The organism is Klebsiella sp. 141153 (assembly GCF_032601995.1).
Taxonomy (GTDB): domain Bacteria; phylum Pseudomonadota; class Gammaproteobacteria; order Enterobacterales; family Enterobacteriaceae; genus Klebsiella; species Klebsiella aerogenes.
In genome coordinates, this window is sequence record NZ_JAQIRJ010000005.1 from 369327 (window position 1) to 385738 (window position 16412).

Genomic DNA, 16412 nt, shown 5'->3' on the forward strand with positions numbered 1-16412 from the left:
GTTATAGTCCAAGCACCAGTTGTCGTTCGAGCTGTGGGTCGAGCAGCGTCACGTGTAACCCCACCAGCCGCACGCCGCGGCTGCCCCGACGTTCGAGCCAGGCGTTGCGCGCGGTCGCGATTAAATCCTCTTTGTTTAACCGCGGCCAGACGTGCTCCTGAGTAGTGAGCTGAAAATCGTTAAACTTCAGTTTAATGCCCTGACGCGCGATCAGTAGATCCGGTTTTACCTTCGCCAGACGACGTTCCAGCTCGGGATAGAGATTTTCGATAATCGCTTCGCAGTCTGACCACTCGTGAATATCTTCCGCCAGAGTGCGCTCGACGCCGACCGATTTGCGCTGACGATCGTTATGGATTTCGCGCTCGTCAATGCCATGGCTGCGCTCCCACAGGATACGGCCAAACTTACCAAAGCGTTTAAGCAGCATCGCCAGATCGCTGTTCTGCACGTCGCCACAGGTACGCAGCCCCATATTTTCCAGCTTCGCCGCCGACACCTTCCCGACGCCGGGGATTTTCGCCAGCGGCAGAGACCGCACAAATTCCGCCACCTGGTGCGGGGCAATGACGAACTGGCCATTCGGCTTGTTCATATCTGAGGCAATTTTCGCGAGGAATTTTACCGGCGCCACGCCAGCCGAAGCGGTGAGATTCAGTTCACGCTCGATGGTCTGGCGGATCTCCTGGGCCATCAGCGTGGCAGAGCCGTGGCAGTGTACGCTGTCGCTCACGTCAAGGTAGGCTTCATCCAGCGACAGCGGCTCGATTAACGAGGTATAGCGGGAGAAAATTTCGCGGATGTGGTTCGAGGCTTCTTTGTAGGCATCAAAGCGCCCCGGCAGCAGCGTGAGGTGCGGACACAGTTTAAGCGCCGTCGCCGTCGGCATCGCGCTGCGCACGCCAAACTTACGCGCAGGATAGTTCGCGGTACTAATCACGCCACGCTGTACCCGACTGCCGCCAATGGCAATGGGGATATCGCGCAACGCCGGGTTGTCACGCATTTCCACCGCTGCGAAGAAGCAGTCCATATCGACATGGATAATTTTACGCATCGCCTTGCCCAACACTGTATACCCATACAGCATAGCAAAACTACGCGCAAATTTTATCTTTTTTTAATTCAACCGCCAAAAAAGCTGTTACAACATAAAAGTGAAACAAATCACGTTTATTTTCATACATTTAAATAATGAATCAGGAAGATACAATCATGAAGAAAATACTCACGGTACTCTGCCTGCTGGCGACCGGCAGCGCTTTTGCCAACCCGCAGTTGATTGCCCACCGCGGCGGTACCGGCGATGCGCCGGAAAATACCCTACCGGCCATCAAACTGGCGCTGGAAAACCACGCGCAGGCCATCTGGGTCACGGTACAGCTAAGCCGCGACGGCGTACCGGTGCTCTATCGCTCAAGCGATCTCTCCGCCCTGACCAACGCCGAGGGCAAGGTCTCAAGCTTAACCGCCGCCGAGCTGGCGAAAGTCGATGCTGGCTGGAAATGGGGCGATGACAGCCATCCGTGGCGCGGCAAGCAGGCCACGATCCCGACCTTACAAAGCGTGCTGCAGCAGTGGCCGCAGACCTTCTTCTACATCGATATAAAATCACCGGATGCCGATCCAACGGTGATGGGCGAACGCCTGCTGGAGGTGTTAAAAAACACCCATAGCCTCGAGCGGGTGCGGGTTTATTCCACCGAAGACCGCTATATCGCCGCTCTGCCGCAACCAATCCCACGCTTTGTTAGCCGCAGCGAAACCCGAACCAGGCTTGCAAACGTTTCGCTCAGCCACCAGTGTCAGCAAGACAGCCAGCGCGATGGCGATAAGTGGTACGGGTTGGAACTGAAGCGCAAGGTGGAGGTAGTCGAGAAGTTTACCCTTGGTGAAGGCGTTTCTCCGGCGACGCTCACCTGGGATAAAGAGGCGATGGATTGCTTCCGCTCGCAGGGTCCGGCCCACATCATTTTCTTCGGTATCAATAGCGCGGAAGATTATCGTACGGCGAAAGAGCTGGGCGCCGACGGCGTGATGGTGGACTCTCCGGCGCAGGCGAAAAACTGGCAGTAAGATAAAAAAGGCCGCGAAAGCGGCCTGAAAACGCAAGCGTAGCGCCGTCGGCGCATTAGAGAATGCGCTGCTGCTGGCGCTGCGCCTCGCGGGCGAGACGTTTCTTACGCGCGTCGCACGGTTCCGGACAGTCGCAGACTTTCTCCAGCCCCAGCGAGGAGATCCCGCCGCAGCTGCCTTGAATACTCTTACGCTTCACCAGGTAGCCCAGGGACATGCCGAGGATCACCAGCGCAAAAATCACAAAGGTCGCGACAAATACCGTCCACATCATCAGCCTCCAAAGTCGTCGAGCATGATGTTCTCATCTTCGACGCCCAGGTCTTTGAGCATTTTAATCACCGCGGCGTTCATCACCGGCGGCCCGCACATATAGAACTCGCAATCTTCCGGCGCCGGATGGTCGCGCAGATAGTTTTCATACAGAACATTATGGATAAAGCCCGTATGCCCGGTCCAGTTATCTTCCGGCAGCGGATCGGAGAGCGCGACGTGGAAGGTAAAATTGGGGTTTTCGCGCGCCAGCTGTTCAAACTCATCGTCATAGAACATTTCGCGCAGCGAACGCGCGCCGTACCAGAAGCTGATTTTACGCGTGCTGTGCAGGCGCTTAAGCTGGTCAAAGATGTGCGAACGCATCGGCGCCATGCCCGCGCCGCCGCCGATAAACACCATCTCGGCGTCGGTCTCTTTGGCAAAGAACTCGCCAAACGGCCCGGAAATCGTCACCTTATCGCCAGGCTTCAGCGACCAGATATAGGACGACATTATCCCCGGCGGCGCATCCGGAACCTTCGGCGGCGGCGTGGCGATACGCACGTTGAGCATAATGATGCCCTCCTCTTCCGGATAGTTAGCCATCGAGTAGGCGCGCAGGGTCGGCTCTTTCACCTCAGAGACATAGCGGAACAGGTTGAACTTGTCCCAGTCTGAGCGATATTCATCGGGAATATCAAAGTCGGCATAGGCCACTTTATGCGACGGGCATTCGATCTGAATATAACCGCCGGCGCGGAACGGCACCGCTTCACCATCCGGCACCCGTAATTTGAGCTCTTTAATGAAGGTCGCTTTGTTATCATTAGAGACAACTTCGCACTCCCATTTTTTCACGCCGAAAATCTCTTCCGGCAGCTCAATTTTCATATTCTGCTTCACCGCCACCTGGCAGGCCAGGCGGCACCCTTCTTTGGCTTCGCGTTTGGTGATATGCGAAAGCTCGGTCGGCAAAATATCGCCGCCGCCTTCTTTGATGGTCACCCGGCACTGGCCGCAGGAGCCGCCGCCGCCGCAGGCGGAAGAGACGAAGATACCGTTGCTGGAGAGCGTGTTCAGCAGTTTGTCGCCCGCCGGCGTGCGGATCTGTTTATCCGCTTCGTTATTGATTTCAATAACCACGTCGCCCGCGTTCACCAGCTTCGAGCGCGCCACCAGGATGAGCCCCGACAGGACCAGCACGATCAGCGTGAACATCACCACGCCAAGAATAATTTCCATACTTTTCCGCCCTTATAGCTGCACACCGGAGAATGACATAAAGCCCAGCGCCATCAGTCCGGTGGTGATAAAGGTGATCCCTAACCCGCGCAGACCGGCGGGCACGTTGGCGTACTTCATTTTTTCGCGGATCCCCGCCATCGCGACAATCGCCAGCATCCAGCCGATGCCGGAACCAAAGCCGTAAACAATCGATTCCGGGAAGTTGTAATCGCGCTGCACCATAAACGACACGCCGCCGAAAATGGCGCAGTTAACGGCGATAAGCGGCAGGAAGATCCCTAACGCGTTATAGAGTGCCGGGAAGTACTTATCGAGGATCATCTCAAGTATTTGCACCAGCGCCGCAATTACCCCGATAAAGGTGATGAAGTTAAGGAAGCTGAGGTCTACGCCTTCCATCAATGCGCCGTCGCGCAGCACCAGGTTATAGACCAGGTTGTTGATCGGTACAGCAAGACCCAGCACCACCGTGACCGCAACGCCGAGGCCAAAAGCGGTGGAGACCTTTTTCGACACCGCGAGGAAGGTACACATCCCGAGGAAGAAGGCCAGCGCCATGTTCTCAACGAACACCGCGCGGACAAACAGGCTAATGTAATGAGCCATAATCGGTTACTCCTTTTCCTGCTGTTCAGGCTTCCAGCTACGCAGGGCCCAAATCAGCAAACCGATAATGAAGAACGCACTCGGCGCCAGCAGGAACAGGCCGTTCGGCTGATACCAGCCGCCGTTCTGCACCGTTTCCAGTACGGTGATACCGAACAGCTTGCCGCTGCCGATAAGCTCGCGCAGGAAGCCGACGATAATCAGGATCGCGCCGTAACCGAGACCGTTACCGATACCATCCATAAAGCTGGCCAGCGGCGGCGATTTCATGGCATAAGCTTCGGCACGCCCCATCACGATACAGTTCGTGATGATAAGCCCGACGAATACCGACAGCTGCTTAGAGGTCTCATAGGCGAAAGCCCGCAGCAGCTGATCCACCACGATTACCAACGAGGCGATGATCGCCATCTGCACGATGATACGTACGCTATTGGGAATATGGTGGCGAATCATAGAGATAAACATGCTGGAAAACGCCGTCACCAGCGTCACCGCAATGGTCATCACGAAGGCGGTTTCCAGTTTGGTAGTCACCGCCAGCGCGGAGCAGACGCCGAGCACCTGCAGGGCGATGGGGTTATTGGCGATAAGCGGCCCCACCAGCACGCGCTTCACCTCTTTCATATCGCTCTGTTCAGCCATTATTCAGCTCTCCCTCACGAACCTTTTTCAGGAACGGACCAAAGCCCAGTTCGCCCATCCAGAAATCAAAGCTATGCTGCACGCCGTTTGACGTCAGCGTGGCGCCGGATAAACCGTCAACCGCGTGGAGATCGCCTGCGCGCGCGCCGCCTTTTACCACCTTCAGCGACGGCATGCCGTTGTCATCCAGCACCTGTTTACCGACAAACTGCTGACGCCAGTTCGGGTTTTCCACCTCGCCGCCCAGCCCCGGCGTTTCGCCCTGGTCGTAGTAAGTAATGCCTTTCACCGTACGCCCATCAACGTCCAGCGCCACGAAGGCGTACATCATGGACCACAGACCGTTGCCATAGATAGGCAGCACAACTTCCTGAATCTGCTGCTGCGCGTCGCGCACCAGGTAAATCTCCGCCAGGTTGCTGCGGCGTTTAATCCCGGCCGGATCCTGGCTGGCGTCGAGCGCGATGCTCTGCTGCGGATCTTTCAGCGCCTGGGCCTGATTAAATTTGCCCGGGTCTTTATCCAGCAGTTCGCCGGTCGCCAGATTGACCAGCCGAGGGGTAATGCGCGCGGCGAAGGTTTCCGCCACCGCGTCAGCATCCATCCCCTGCTGCATCAGGCCGGCGACGGCCAGGATATTGCGCTGTTTATCCAGCGCGCGTTGTTCCTGCTGACGCGACTTGAGGCCCACGGCGGAACCGGCGACCACAATGGAGCACACCAGACAAAGCACCAGCACCACCAGCAGCGTTTTGCCGATGCTATCGTTACTTTTCTTCTCAGCCACGCGACTTCCTCCGCTTGATATTGGCCTGCACCACCAGGTAATCGAACAGCGGCGCAAACAGGTTGGCGAACAGAATCGCCAGCATCATCCCTTCCGGATAGGCCGGGTTGACGACGCGAATCAGCACGCACATCACGCCAATCAGCAGGCCGTAGCTCCATTTACCTTTATCGGTAAAGGAAGCCGAGACCGGGTCAGTCGCCATAAACATCATGCCGAAGGCGAAACCGCCGAGCACCAGATGCCAGTACCACGGCATCGAGAACATTGGGTTGGTATCAGAACCGATGAAATTAAACAGCGTGGCGGTGGCGATCATACCGACCATCACCCCGGCGACGATGCGCCAGGAAGCGATACGGGCAAAGATAATGAACGCGCCGCCGATGAGGATCATCAGCGTCGACACTTCGCCAATCGAGCCGGGAATGTTGCCGAGGAAGGCGTCCATCCAGCTCACCGGGATGCCGGTGGCGACGTTAACCAGCGCTTCACCGCCGCCGCTGGCCCACTGGGAGAGCGGCGTCGCGCCGGAGAAACCGTCCGCCGCCGTCCATACCAGGTCGCCGGAAATCTGCGCCGGGTAGGCGAAGAACAGGAACGCGCGCCCCGCCAGCGCCGGGTTGAGGAAATTGCGCCCGGTGCCGCCGAAAATCTCTTTGGCAATCACCACGCCAAAGGAGATCCCCAGCGCCGCCTGCCATAGCGGCATCGTTGGCGGCACAATCAGCGCGAAGAGAATCGAGGTAACGAAAAAGCCTTCGTTGATCTCATGTTTGCGCACAATCGCGAACAGTACTTCCCAAAAACCGCCAACGACGAATACGGTCAGGTAGATAGGCAGGAAAAACACCGCCCCCAGCGTCATCATGCTAAGCCACCCGGCATCGGCGCTGAAGCTCACCCCTAACCACTGGGCAATGCTATAGTGCCAGTTGTTGGCAATGACCTGCTGCAGCTGTTCGGCGCCGTATAGCTTGTGCAGCGCCGGAATTGTCTGCAAGCCGACGTTGTACATGCCCCAGAACATCGCCGGGAACACTGCAAACCAGACGAGGATCATCATCCGCTTGAGGTCGATGGCGTCACGTACGTGCGCGGCGCCGCGGGTGACTAAACCCGGGGTGTAGAAGATCGTCGCCGCCGCTTCATACAGCGGGTAATATTTTGCTAACTTGCCGCCGTGCGTGAAATGCGGCTCAAGTTTCTCAATCAGGTGCTTTAAGCCCATCTCTTATCCTTCCTGCTCAATCTGGGTTAACACGCTGCGCAGCGCCGGGCCGTATTCATATTTGCCCGGACAAACGTAGGTGCAGAGCGCCAGATCTTCTTCATCCAGCTCCAGACAGCCCAGCGCCTGGGCGCTATCGCTATCGCCGGCAAGCAGATCGCGCAGCAATATGGTGGGCAGAATATCCAGCGGCATTACCCGCTCATAGTTGCCGATCGGCACCATCGCCCGCTCGCCGCCGTTAGTATCAGTGGAAAAATTAAAGCGCTTGCGCTTAAAGAAATGACCAAGGGTGGTGCGGGTAATCGAGAACTTCTCTTTGCCCGGCATCACCCAGCCAAACAGCTCTTTTTCACGGCCTTCTCGTACCACGCTGACCTGCAAATGGTAGCGCCCGAGGAAGGCGTGAGGGCCGCAGGCGTGGGTGCCGCTCAAGACAGAACCGGAAATTACCCGGTTTTCATCATCTACCAGCTCGCCCGCCAGCAGTTCATCGAGGCTGGCGCCGAGACAGGTTTGCAGCAATCGCGGCTGTTTTACCTGCGGGCCGCCAAGGGCAATGACGCGTTCGCTGTACAGCTCGCCGTCGAGGAACAGTTTGCCAATGGCGATGACCTCCTGATAGTTGAGATGCCAGACCTGTTTGGTCAGGCTGACCGGCTCAAGGAAGTGAATGTGCGTACCGGCAAGCCCTGCCGGATGCGGGCCGCTAAACTGGTTGAATGTCACCTGCCCGGCGGGATGGCCGCCCAGCTTGCCGCCGCTGGCCTGACAGACGTGGACTTTACCGTCCGTCAGGCGCGTCAGCACCGTCAGACCAGCGTCAAAGGCTTCACGCTGGGCCAGGATAATCGGCTGCGGTTCAGCCGCCAGCGGGTTGGTATCGATAGCGGTGACGAAGATAGCCGCCGGAACGCTGCCCGGCGCGGGAATTTTACTGAAAGGACGGGTACGAAACGCCGTCCACTGCCCGGAGTCCAGCAACTGTTGCCGCACTGCTTCCCGTGGCAAATCGTTAAGATCGTCTAATGCATAGCGGGGAAACGACACCGCCTCATTGCTGCCGTCGACATCAATCACCACCGATTGCAGCACCCGGCGCTCGCCGCGATGAATGGCGCTGACCACCCCGCTGGCTGGCGCGGTAAAACGCACCCCGGCGTTCTTTTTATCTTCGAACAGCACCTGGCCTTTTTGCACCCGATCGCCTTCGCTCACCGCCATCGAGGGGCGCATGCCGACGTACTCCTCGCCGAGCAGCGCGACGCGTTTTACCGCAGGCCGGGACGAGATCTGCTGTAATGGCATGCCAGCTATGGGCAAATCCAGCCCTTTCGTGATTTTAATCATATCGTTAGCAGGTATCCGTAACCTAAACCCCGGCTCAAGCCGAGGCCAGCATTATTGATGGAATATCAGAATAAGAAAGGGATAGCGGTGCCACGGGGGCACAAGACGGGAGAGAAGCATCCTTTCTTACCCTGGTCATAAACGGCGGGAGTGTAACATTTTGTGAGTGACAGAAGTAGGAAAAGCGCCAATAAGTGCTTCTAAAATGCGAGCTATTGCGCAAAGTTCTCACTGCGCTTTGCGGCAATATTCGCTATAAAGGAACATTAAATTGTAAACGCAGCCACACCGTGCTTGCGAAAAACTGCCGTGATGCTAATGTGAGCGCTCTAAATCCAGAAAACTCTGATTTCGGGTATCTCTTGCCGTCCTGGCATGTGGTTTTTTGTTTTATCAAGGAACAAGCAGTATGCGCAAAATCGCATTCTTTATTGCGATGCTTCTGTTGCCGTGCGTGTCATTTGCTGGGTTACTCAGCAGTAACAGCCCGACAACGCCGGTTAGCAAAGAATATAAACAGCAGTTAATGGGCTCCCCCGTTTATATTGAGATCTTCAAAGAAGAGCGGATGCTCGATCTCTACGTCAAAATGGGCGAAACCTACCAGCTTCTCGATAGCTACCGGATCTGTAACTACTCCGGCGGCCTCGGGCCGAAGCAACGCCAGGGCGATTTCAAAAGTCCGGAAGGATTTTATAACGTCTCGCGCAGTCAGCTAAAACCAGACAGCCGCTTTTATAAAGCGATCAATATCGGCTTCCCGAATGCCTACGATCGCGCGCACGGCTATGAAGGTAAATACCTGATGATCCACGGCGCCTGCGTTTCCGTCGGCTGCTACGCGATGACCGATACCGGCATTGACGAGATCTTCCAGTTTGTCACCGGCGCGCTGGTATTTGGCCAGCCAAGCGTGCAGGTCAGCATCTATCCGTTCCGGATGACCGACGCCAACATGGCGCGACATAAGTTCTCGTACTATGCGGATTTCTGGAAGCAGCTGAAGCCAGGCTATGACTACTTCCAGCAGACCCACAAACCGCCGGTGGTTTCGGTGATGGATGGCCGCTATATCGTCAGCAAGCCACTCAGCCACGAGGTTATCCAGCCGCAGCTGGCCTCAAACTATACGCTCCCCGAGGCAAAATAACGCCCACTCGCCTGGCATGATTTTATTCCAGGCCTCATTGCCGGTCAGCGGCTGAGTGGCGATAACGGAGACCACATCGTTTGGTGTGGTCTCACGTTGAAAATCAATTTCCACATCCTGATCCAGCAGCTTCGCCACGCCAAACGGCGCCCGACGGGTGATCCAGTACAGGTTGGTTGAACAGTACGCCATTACATAGCGCCCGTCCGATAACAGCATATTAAACACGCCCTTCTCGCGCATTTCGCCCGCCAGCGTCGCGATGTACTTAAACACGCCGACCATATTGCCAGGCGTGCGCGGATAGCGCTCGGTTAAACGGTGCAGCAGCCAGCAGAAAGCCGTTTCGCTGTCGGTCTCGCCCACCGGGCGGAAATTTCCGGTCTTCAGCGATTTATAGCCTTTGAGCTGGCCGTTATGGGCGTAGGTCCAGTGACGGCCCCACAGTTCGCGGGTGAACGGATGGGTGTTCTCCAGCGCCACCTCGCCACGGTTGGCCTGACGGATATGGGCAATGACGGAACAGGATTTGATGGGATAATCCTGTACCAGTTTGGCTATCGGCGACTGAAAGCTCGGCTGCGGATCTTTAAATGTGCGACACCCTTTCCCTTCGTAAAAGGTAATGCCCCAGCCGTCTTTATGCGGCCCGGTGCCGCCCCCGCGCTGAACCAGCCCGGAGAAGCTAAAACAGATATCGGTCGGCACATTGGCGCTCATCCCGAGCAATTCGCACATAGATCACCTCATACAACTTACTGAAACATAAAAGGCGTTATTGGTGCAGTCAGTTTGGACACGGCCAGCGCGCAAAAACCGGAGCGTACTTCATGTACGTGAGGATGATTCGCTACGCTCCCCCTTCGGGCCGCCCTGAAGGGCGTTCAAAACTCGGTGAGTTTTGTCTGAGCACTGGCCGGGTTCAAAATGGCTAACAAAATAGCCTTTTAAGCTTTAACCATCTCTTTTTCGATCAACATAATCAGAATATGAATCACCTTAATGTGAATCTCCTGAATGCGATCGGCGTAACCGAAATGCGGTACGCGGATTTCAACATCGGCGGAACCCGCCATTTTGCCGCCGTCTTTACCGGTCAGGGTGATCACTTTCATTCCCTGCGCGCGAGCGGCTTCAATCGCTTTGATCACGTTGCCGGAGTTGCCGGAGGTGGAGATCCCCAGCAGAACATCGCCTGCGCGGCCAACCGATTCAACGTAACGTGAGAAGACATACTCATAGCCAAAATCATTACTCACGCAGGACAGATGGCTGACGTCAGAGATAGCGATCGCCGGATAACCAGGGCGGTTCTCGCGATAACGCCCGGTCAGCTCTTCCGCAAAATGCATCGCATCGCAATGAGAACCGCCGTTGCCGCAGGAAAGCACTTTACCGCCAGCTTTGAAGCTATCCGCCAGCAGTACCGCCGCGCGCTGGATAGCATGAATGTTGGCCTCGTCCTGCAGAAAGTTGGCCAGCGTTTCCGCGGCTTCGTTCAGTTCGTTACGAATAAGATCCTGGTACATGAGGATAATCCTTCAGTATTGGTTGGAATAACCCTGGCAGTGTACCGGATAGCCGCCGAAGCGAGAAGCAGCAGGCGACGTTATCCCCCGTTCTTTTGATTTTACGTGCCGCTTTTCCAGCCAACAATGTGAGCAAGGTTGTAATTATTTTGTAAACACATTGCTAAAACAAATTACATCCACTACAACCAATACATCACAAGTGGTCAGACCTCCTACAAGATAAGGGAGCATTTCTCTATGATGATTTTGAGTATTGTTGCAACCGTAGTGTTACTCGGCGTGCTCTTCTATCACCGAGTCAGCCTGCTTCTCAGCAGCGTGATTTTGCTCGCCTGGACCGCGGCGCTCAGCGTGGCTGGGCTATGGAATATCTGGCTGCTGCTGCCGCTGGCGATTATCCTGCTGCCGTTCAACTTTGCGCCGATGCGTAAATCGCTTTTCTCCGCCCCGGCGTTCCGCGCTTTCCGTAAAGTCATGCCGCCGATGTCGCGTACGGAGAAAGAAGCCATTGATGCCGGTACCACCTGGTGGGAAGGCGATCTGTTCCGCGGCAATCCGGACTGGCACAAGCTGCATAACTATCCGCAGCCGCGCCTCACCGCCGAAGAGCAGGCTTTCATCGACGGCCCGGTAGAAGAAGCCTGCCGCATGGCGAACGACTTCGAAATTACCCATGAGATGGCGGATCTGCCGCCGGAGCTGTGGGCGTACCTGAAAGAGCATCGCTTCTTCGCGATGATCATTAAGAAAGAGTACGGCGGGCTGGAGTTTTCCGCCTATGCCCAGTCTCGCGTGCTGCAAAAGCTGTCCGGCGTTTCCGGGATCCTGGCGATCACCGTCGGCGTGCCTAACTCGTTAGGGCCGGGCGAACTGCTGCAACATTACGGTACTGAAGAGCAGAAAAATCACTATCTGCCGCGCCTGGCGCGTGGTCAGGAGATCCCATGCTTCGCGTTGACCAGCCCGGAAGCGGGCTCCGACGCCGGCGCGATCCCGGATACCGGCGTAGTCTGTATGGGCGACTGGCAGGGTCAGCAGGTGCTGGGTATGCGCCTGACCTGGAACAAGCGCTATATCACCCTCGCGCCAATCGCCACCGTGCTGGGCCTGGCTTTCAAACTCTCTGACCCGGACCGTCTGCTGGGCGGCGAGGAAGAGCTCGGTATCACCTGCGCGCTGATCCCCACCTCAACGCCGGGCGTGGAAATTGGCCGTCGTCATTTCCCGCTGAACGTACCGTTCCAGAACGGCCCCACTCGCGGTAAAGATATTTTCGTACCGATCGATTACATCATCGGCGGCCCGAGCATGGCCGGCCAGGGCTGGCGTATGCTGGTTGAGTGCCTGTCCGTGGGTCGCGGCATTACTCTGCCGTCCAACGCCACCGGCGGCCTGAAATCCGTCGCTATGGCGACCGGCGCCTACGCCCACATTCGCCGTCAGTTCAAAATCTCGATTGGTAAAATGGAAGGTATCGAAGAGCCGCTGGCGCGTATCGCAGGCAACGCCTACGTAATGGACGCCGCCGCTTCGCTGATTACCTATGGGATTATGCTTGGCGAGAAACCGGCGGTGCTGTCGGCAATCGTTAAATATCATTGTACCCACCGCGGCCAGCGTTCAATTATTGACGCCATGGATATTACCGGCGGTAAAGGCATCATGCTGGGCGAAGGCAACTTCCTTGCCCGCGCTTATCAGGGCGCGCCGATCGCCATTACCGTTGAAGGGGCGAATATCCTCACCCGCAGCATGATGATCTTTGGTCAGGGGGCGATTCGCTGCCATCCGTATGTCCTGGATGAAATGGCCGCCGCGCAGAACAATGACGTTAACGCCTTCGACAAGCTGCTGTTTAAACATATCGGCCACGTTGGTAGCAACAAAGTACGCAGCTTCTGGCTGGGCCTGACTCGCGGCCGCACCAGCAGCGCGCCGACCCGTGACACCACGCGCCGCTACTATCAGCACATGAACCGCCTGAGCGCCAACCTGGCCCTGCTGTCGGATGTATCAATGGCGGTGCTGGGCGGCAGCCTGAAGCGTCGCGAACGTATCTCCGCGCGTCTCGGCGACGTGCTGAGCCAGCTTTACCTGGCATCGGCGGTGCTGAAACGTTATGACGATGAAGGCCGTAATGAAGCGGATCTGCCGCTGGTCCATTGGGGCGTGCAGGATGCGCTGTATCAGGCGGAGCAGGCTATCGATGACCTGCTGAAGAACTTCCCGAACCGCTTTGTCGCCGGCGCGCTGCGTCTCGCCATCTTCCCGACCGGCCGTCACTACGATGCGCCGTCCGATAAGCTGGATCATAAAGTGGCGAAAATCCTGCAGGTTCCGAGCGCGACCCGCTCTCGTATCGGTCGCGGTCAGTACCTGACGCCAAGCGAACATAACCCGGTTGGCCTGCTGGAAGAGGCGCTGCTGGATGTGATGGCGGCGGATCCAATCCACCAGCGCATCTGCAAAGAGCTGGGTAAAAATCTGCCGTTCACCCGCCTGGATGAGCTGGCCACTAATGCGCTGGCGAAAGGGTTAATTAATCAGGAAGAAGCCGCAATCCTGACCCGTGCGGAAACCAGCCGTCTGCGCAGTATTAACGTTGATGATTTCGCGGCGGATGAACTGGCGACCAAACCGGTAAAGCTGCCGGAAAAAATCCGCAAGATTGAAGCGGCATAATAAAAGCAATACTGCACATCACGACAAAGGCGGGGGAATTTCCCCGCCTTTTCTTTTGCCGTTACTCGCCGTAGATAGCATTTTTTTAACAAAATATTCCATGCCGCCTCCGGCTGCTGATATGGTATTAAAATTAGCTTAATGCCCTCTTCATAATGGAGTTCACCACTGTGCCTGGCTTGAAAATTACGCTGTTGCAGCAACCGCTGGTGTGGATGGATGGTCCCGCCAACCTGCGCCATTTCGATCGTCAACTGGAAGAAGTGAGCGGGCGCGACATTATTGTGCTGCCTGAGATGTTTACTACCGGATTTGCCATGGAAGCGGCGAAACAATCGATGCCGCAAGGAGAGGTCGTTGAGTGGATGCTGGCGAAAGCGGAGCAGACCAACGCGCTGATTGCCGGTAGCGCGGCCTTGCAGACCGAACGTGGCCCGGTGAACCGTTTTCTGCTGGTAGAGCCCGGCGGTAAAACGCACTTTTACGATAAGCGTCACCTGTTCCGCATGGCGGATGAGCACCACCATTATGAGGCAGGTACTGAACGAGTGGTCTTTGAATGGCGCGGCTGGCGGATTCTGCCGCTGGTGTGCTATGACCTGCGCTTCCCGGTATGGTCGCGTAACCACAACGATTACGACCTGGCGCTGTATGTTGCTAACTGGCCTGCCCCGCGTTCGCTGCACTGGCAATCGCTGCTGGTCGCCAGAGCAATTGAAAACCAGGCCTACGTCGCCGGCTGCAACCGCGTCGGCACCGATGGAAACGGCCATCACTATCGGGGCGATAGCCGTATCATTAGCCCGCAGGGAGAGATTATCGCCACCGCCGAACCGCATCAGGCGACGCGGCTCGATGCCGATCTGTCGTTGGCCGCGCTGCAGGAGTATCGCGAGAAATTTCCGGCCTGGCAGGATGCCGATCCTTTCACGATCGGCTAAACACTTTTCGGGAGCCGCTGCGCTCCCTTTTTATTCCACCACGATCCGCAAAGCGCAGTAGACCAATAACGCTGCCAACACCCAGTTCAGTTGCCGCCCGTACAACAAAAACAGGCGCTGAAACAGATGCCCCGCCAGCGCCCAGCACAGATTTCCCAGCGCACCAATCGCCGCCAGCAGCAGACTCACGCCGATGAGCCAAACCGGCTCGCGGGTAACGGGCAGGACAAAGGTAGAGAGCGCGGTGATGCCATACAGAATAATTTTTACGTTGACGAACTGCAGGCCCAGGCTCGTCCAGAAACCCACCGGCTCTGTACTCAGCGCGCCTGCCCCCGGTTTGCTTTTGGCTATCTGCCAGGCCAGCCACAGGATATACGCCGCGCCAATCCATCCCAATATCCGGGTAAATCGCGAGTCGAGTTCCACCAGCGAAAAGGTTAACGCCGCGCAAATCAGCATAGTGATAATAAAACCAATGCTCATCCCCGCCAGCACCCGCAGACTGCGGCGTAAGCCATGGGAGGTGACGCTGCTGAGGGCAAGAATATTATTGGGGCCGGGAGTCAGCGCTGTTATCAGGGTATAAGTCAAAAAAGCACTAATCAAAGCTGGGGTCACTTGTCTTCTCCTTCGTTTTGGCAGACAGTACCCGATGCCATTCATTTAAAAAAATGAATGTTTTTTTGATTCTGAATTCGATATTTTCGATAGTTGGTGGCGAAATGGATCTGCGGCGTTTTATTACTCTCAAGACGGTAGTGGAAGAAGGCTCGTTTTTACGCGCGGCACAAAAGCTATGCTGTACGCAATCCACGGTGACCTTTCATATTCAACAGCTTGAGCAAGAGCTTGCCGTTCAGCTGTTTGAAAAAATTGGCCGCCGCATGTGCCTGACCGAATCCGGTAAAAAGGTGCTGCCGCACGTCCATGAACTGGCGAGGGTGATGGAAACTATTCGTGAGGCGGCTCGTGAAGATGGAGAACCGGCTGGCGAGCTGCGCGTTGCCTGTGGGGAAACCCTGCTGGCCTATAAAATGCCGCAGGTGCTACAGCGCTTTAAACAACGGGCCCCGCAGGTACGCTTATCGCTGCAGTCGCTCAACTGTTATGTCATCCGCGACGCACTACTCAACGATAGCGCCGATTTGGGCGTGTTTTATCGGGTTGGCAACGATGACGCGTTAACCATGAAAAGCTTTGGCCAGCAGTCGCTGACGCTGGTCGCCTCGCCGCAGCATCCGGCGGTCGATTTTACCCACTGCGGGCAACATATTCCGCTGAGCTTTGTTATCAATGAGCCACAGTGCGTATTTAGGCAAATTTTTGAAAGCACGCTTCGCCAGCGCGCCATTACCCTGGAAAATACCATTGAGCTCTGGAGTATCGAAAGTATTAAGCAGTGCGTGGCGAGCAATCTTGGCGTCAGCTATCTGCCACGTTTCACCGTTGAGGAAGAGCTTAAGCGCGGTACGCTGGTTGAACTCCCGTTCAGCGATATTCCACTCACTATTAACGCGATATGCGCCCATCACGCCGGTAAAGTGGTCAGCCCGGCAATGCGGGTATTTATGCAGTGTGTTGAGGAGGTATTATCAAGCGGAACAACAGGCCACAGCGATAGAGCAGTAACTGACGGGTGTATAAAGTAAAATCCAGGAACGATGACCGGGATTTTCTGAAAGTAATATCATGAGTAAAAAAGATATCAGCAAGTTAGCTGCAAGTCAGACCACTGCTGACGCTGTTCTGCGTACTGTCGTAGTGGTCGCTGTCCTGCAGCGCTATCCTATGCCTGAACTGCACCTGGATAGAAGGGTACCGGCTGATAGCTGAAAAATCGGAAATCTAAAAAAGCGCGTGGAAGTTAAACAGATGTGCTTACAATCCCACCACCGCCTTTCAGCGGATC

At 56.2% G+C, this 16412-nt stretch carries 16 protein-coding genes; 5 read left to right on the forward strand and 11 right to left on the reverse strand.

Going from position 1 to position 16412, the window contains the following annotated elements; translation table 11 throughout:
• Window position 1 precedes the first annotated feature (1 nt).
• On the reverse strand, window positions 2-1057 hold the full coding sequence (gene dinB / locus PGS10_RS12975) for a DNA polymerase IV (RefSeq protein WP_015704475.1): 1056 nt from the start codon (window positions 1055-1057) through the stop codon (window positions 2-4).
• Between the two features lie 158 nt (window positions 1058-1215).
• On the opposite strand from dinB, the gene PGS10_RS12980 reads away from it, so the two are divergent.
• Window positions 1216-2076, forward strand: coding sequence for a glycerophosphodiester phosphodiesterase family protein (locus tag PGS10_RS12980; RefSeq protein ID WP_316423071.1), 861 nt, complete (start codon window positions 1216-1218; stop codon window positions 2074-2076).
• 55 nt (window positions 2077-2131) lie between these two features.
• Here the strand turns inward: PGS10_RS12980 and nqrM are convergent, their stop codons facing one another.
• From nqrM to PGS10_RS13015, 7 genes are read right to left on the reverse strand one after another with little or no spacing between them, the layout of a single operon-like run.
• Window positions 2132-2347 (reverse strand): (Na+)-NQR maturation NqrM, encoded by a 216-nt coding sequence (gene nqrM / locus PGS10_RS12985; RefSeq protein WP_015368113.1) that lies wholly within the window; start codon window positions 2345-2347, stop codon window positions 2132-2134.
• Window positions 2348-2349: 2 nt separating this feature from the next.
• A complete protein-coding gene (nqrF, locus tag PGS10_RS12990; RefSeq protein ID WP_316423072.1) occupies window positions 2350-3573 on the reverse strand; it encodes an NADH:ubiquinone reductase (Na(+)-transporting) subunit F in 1224 nt (407 codons plus the stop codon).
• 12 nt (window positions 3574-3585) lie between these two features.
• Window positions 3586-4182: an NADH:ubiquinone reductase (Na(+)-transporting) subunit E gene (gene nqrE, locus PGS10_RS12995; RefSeq protein ID WP_015368115.1), complete on the reverse strand. Its 597-nt coding sequence runs from the start codon at window positions 4180-4182 to the stop codon at window positions 3586-3588.
• Between the two features lie 6 nt (window positions 4183-4188).
• Window positions 4189-4827: an NADH:ubiquinone reductase (Na(+)-transporting) subunit D gene (locus PGS10_RS13000; protein WP_002889716.1), complete on the reverse strand. Its 639-nt coding sequence runs from the start codon at window positions 4825-4827 to the stop codon at window positions 4189-4191.
• Window positions 4820-5614 (reverse strand): Na(+)-translocating NADH-quinone reductase subunit C, encoded by a 795-nt coding sequence (locus PGS10_RS13005; protein ID WP_015704472.1) that lies wholly within the window; start codon window positions 5612-5614, stop codon window positions 4820-4822. The genes PGS10_RS13000 and PGS10_RS13005 overlap by 8 nt, the downstream gene beginning before the upstream one ends.
• Entirely contained in the window at window positions 5607-6845 is a 1239-nt protein-coding gene (locus PGS10_RS13010) for an NADH:ubiquinone reductase (Na(+)-transporting) subunit B (RefSeq protein ID WP_316423073.1), read from the reverse strand. The genes PGS10_RS13005 and PGS10_RS13010 overlap by 8 nt, the downstream gene beginning before the upstream one ends.
• Window positions 6846-6848: 3 nt before the next feature.
• Window positions 6849-8195 (reverse strand): Na(+)-translocating NADH-quinone reductase subunit A, encoded by a 1347-nt coding sequence (locus tag PGS10_RS13015; RefSeq protein WP_063414190.1) that lies wholly within the window; start codon window positions 8193-8195, stop codon window positions 6849-6851.
• A 409-nt stretch (window positions 8196-8604) separates the two neighbouring features.
• Between PGS10_RS13015 and dpaA the strand changes: the two genes are divergently transcribed.
• Entirely contained in the window at window positions 8605-9345 is a 741-nt protein-coding gene (gene dpaA / locus PGS10_RS13020) for a peptidoglycan meso-diaminopimelic acid protein amidase (protein ID WP_015704469.1), read from the forward strand.
• Here dpaA and PGS10_RS13025 read toward each other — a convergent pair.
• Window positions 9316-10083, reverse strand: coding sequence for a class II glutamine amidotransferase (locus PGS10_RS13025; protein ID WP_015368120.1), 768 nt, complete (start codon window positions 10081-10083; stop codon window positions 9316-9318). The two genes, dpaA and PGS10_RS13025, sit on opposite strands and share 30 nt — an antisense overlap.
• A 209-nt stretch (window positions 10084-10292) precedes the next feature.
• Entirely contained in the window at window positions 10293-10874 is a 582-nt protein-coding gene (lpcA, locus tag PGS10_RS13030) for a D-sedoheptulose 7-phosphate isomerase (RefSeq protein ID WP_004099149.1), read from the reverse strand.
• 240 nt (window positions 10875-11114) lie between these two features.
• Between lpcA and fadE the strand changes: the two genes are divergently transcribed.
• Both fadE and PGS10_RS13040 read left to right on the forward strand, forming a co-directional pair.
• Window positions 11115-13559 carry an acyl-CoA dehydrogenase FadE gene (gene fadE, locus PGS10_RS13035; protein ID WP_047047387.1) on the forward strand — a complete coding sequence of 815 codons (2445 nt, stop codon included), beginning with the start codon at window positions 11115-11117 and terminating at the stop codon, window positions 13557-13559.
• 170 nt (window positions 13560-13729) lie between these two features.
• Complete coding sequence (locus PGS10_RS13040; protein WP_045391172.1) at window positions 13730-14500, forward strand: amidohydrolase; 771 nt, start codon at window positions 13730-13732, stop codon at window positions 14498-14500.
• 30 nt (window positions 14501-14530) lie between these two features.
• Here the strand turns inward: PGS10_RS13040 and eamB are convergent, their stop codons facing one another.
• The gene (gene eamB / locus PGS10_RS13045; protein WP_271031961.1) at window positions 14531-15121 is read right to left on the reverse strand and encodes a cysteine/O-acetylserine transporter; all 591 of its coding nucleotides are present in this window, start codon (window positions 15119-15121) and stop codon (window positions 14531-14533) included.
• Window positions 15122-15225: 104 nt separating this feature from the next.
• Here eamB and PGS10_RS13050 point away from each other — a divergent pair, with 104 nt between their 5' ends.
• Window positions 15226-16152 (forward strand): LysR family transcriptional regulator, encoded by a 927-nt coding sequence (locus tag PGS10_RS13050; protein WP_063447314.1) that lies wholly within the window; start codon window positions 15226-15228, stop codon window positions 16150-16152.
• Window positions 16153-16412: the final 260 nt, after the last annotated feature.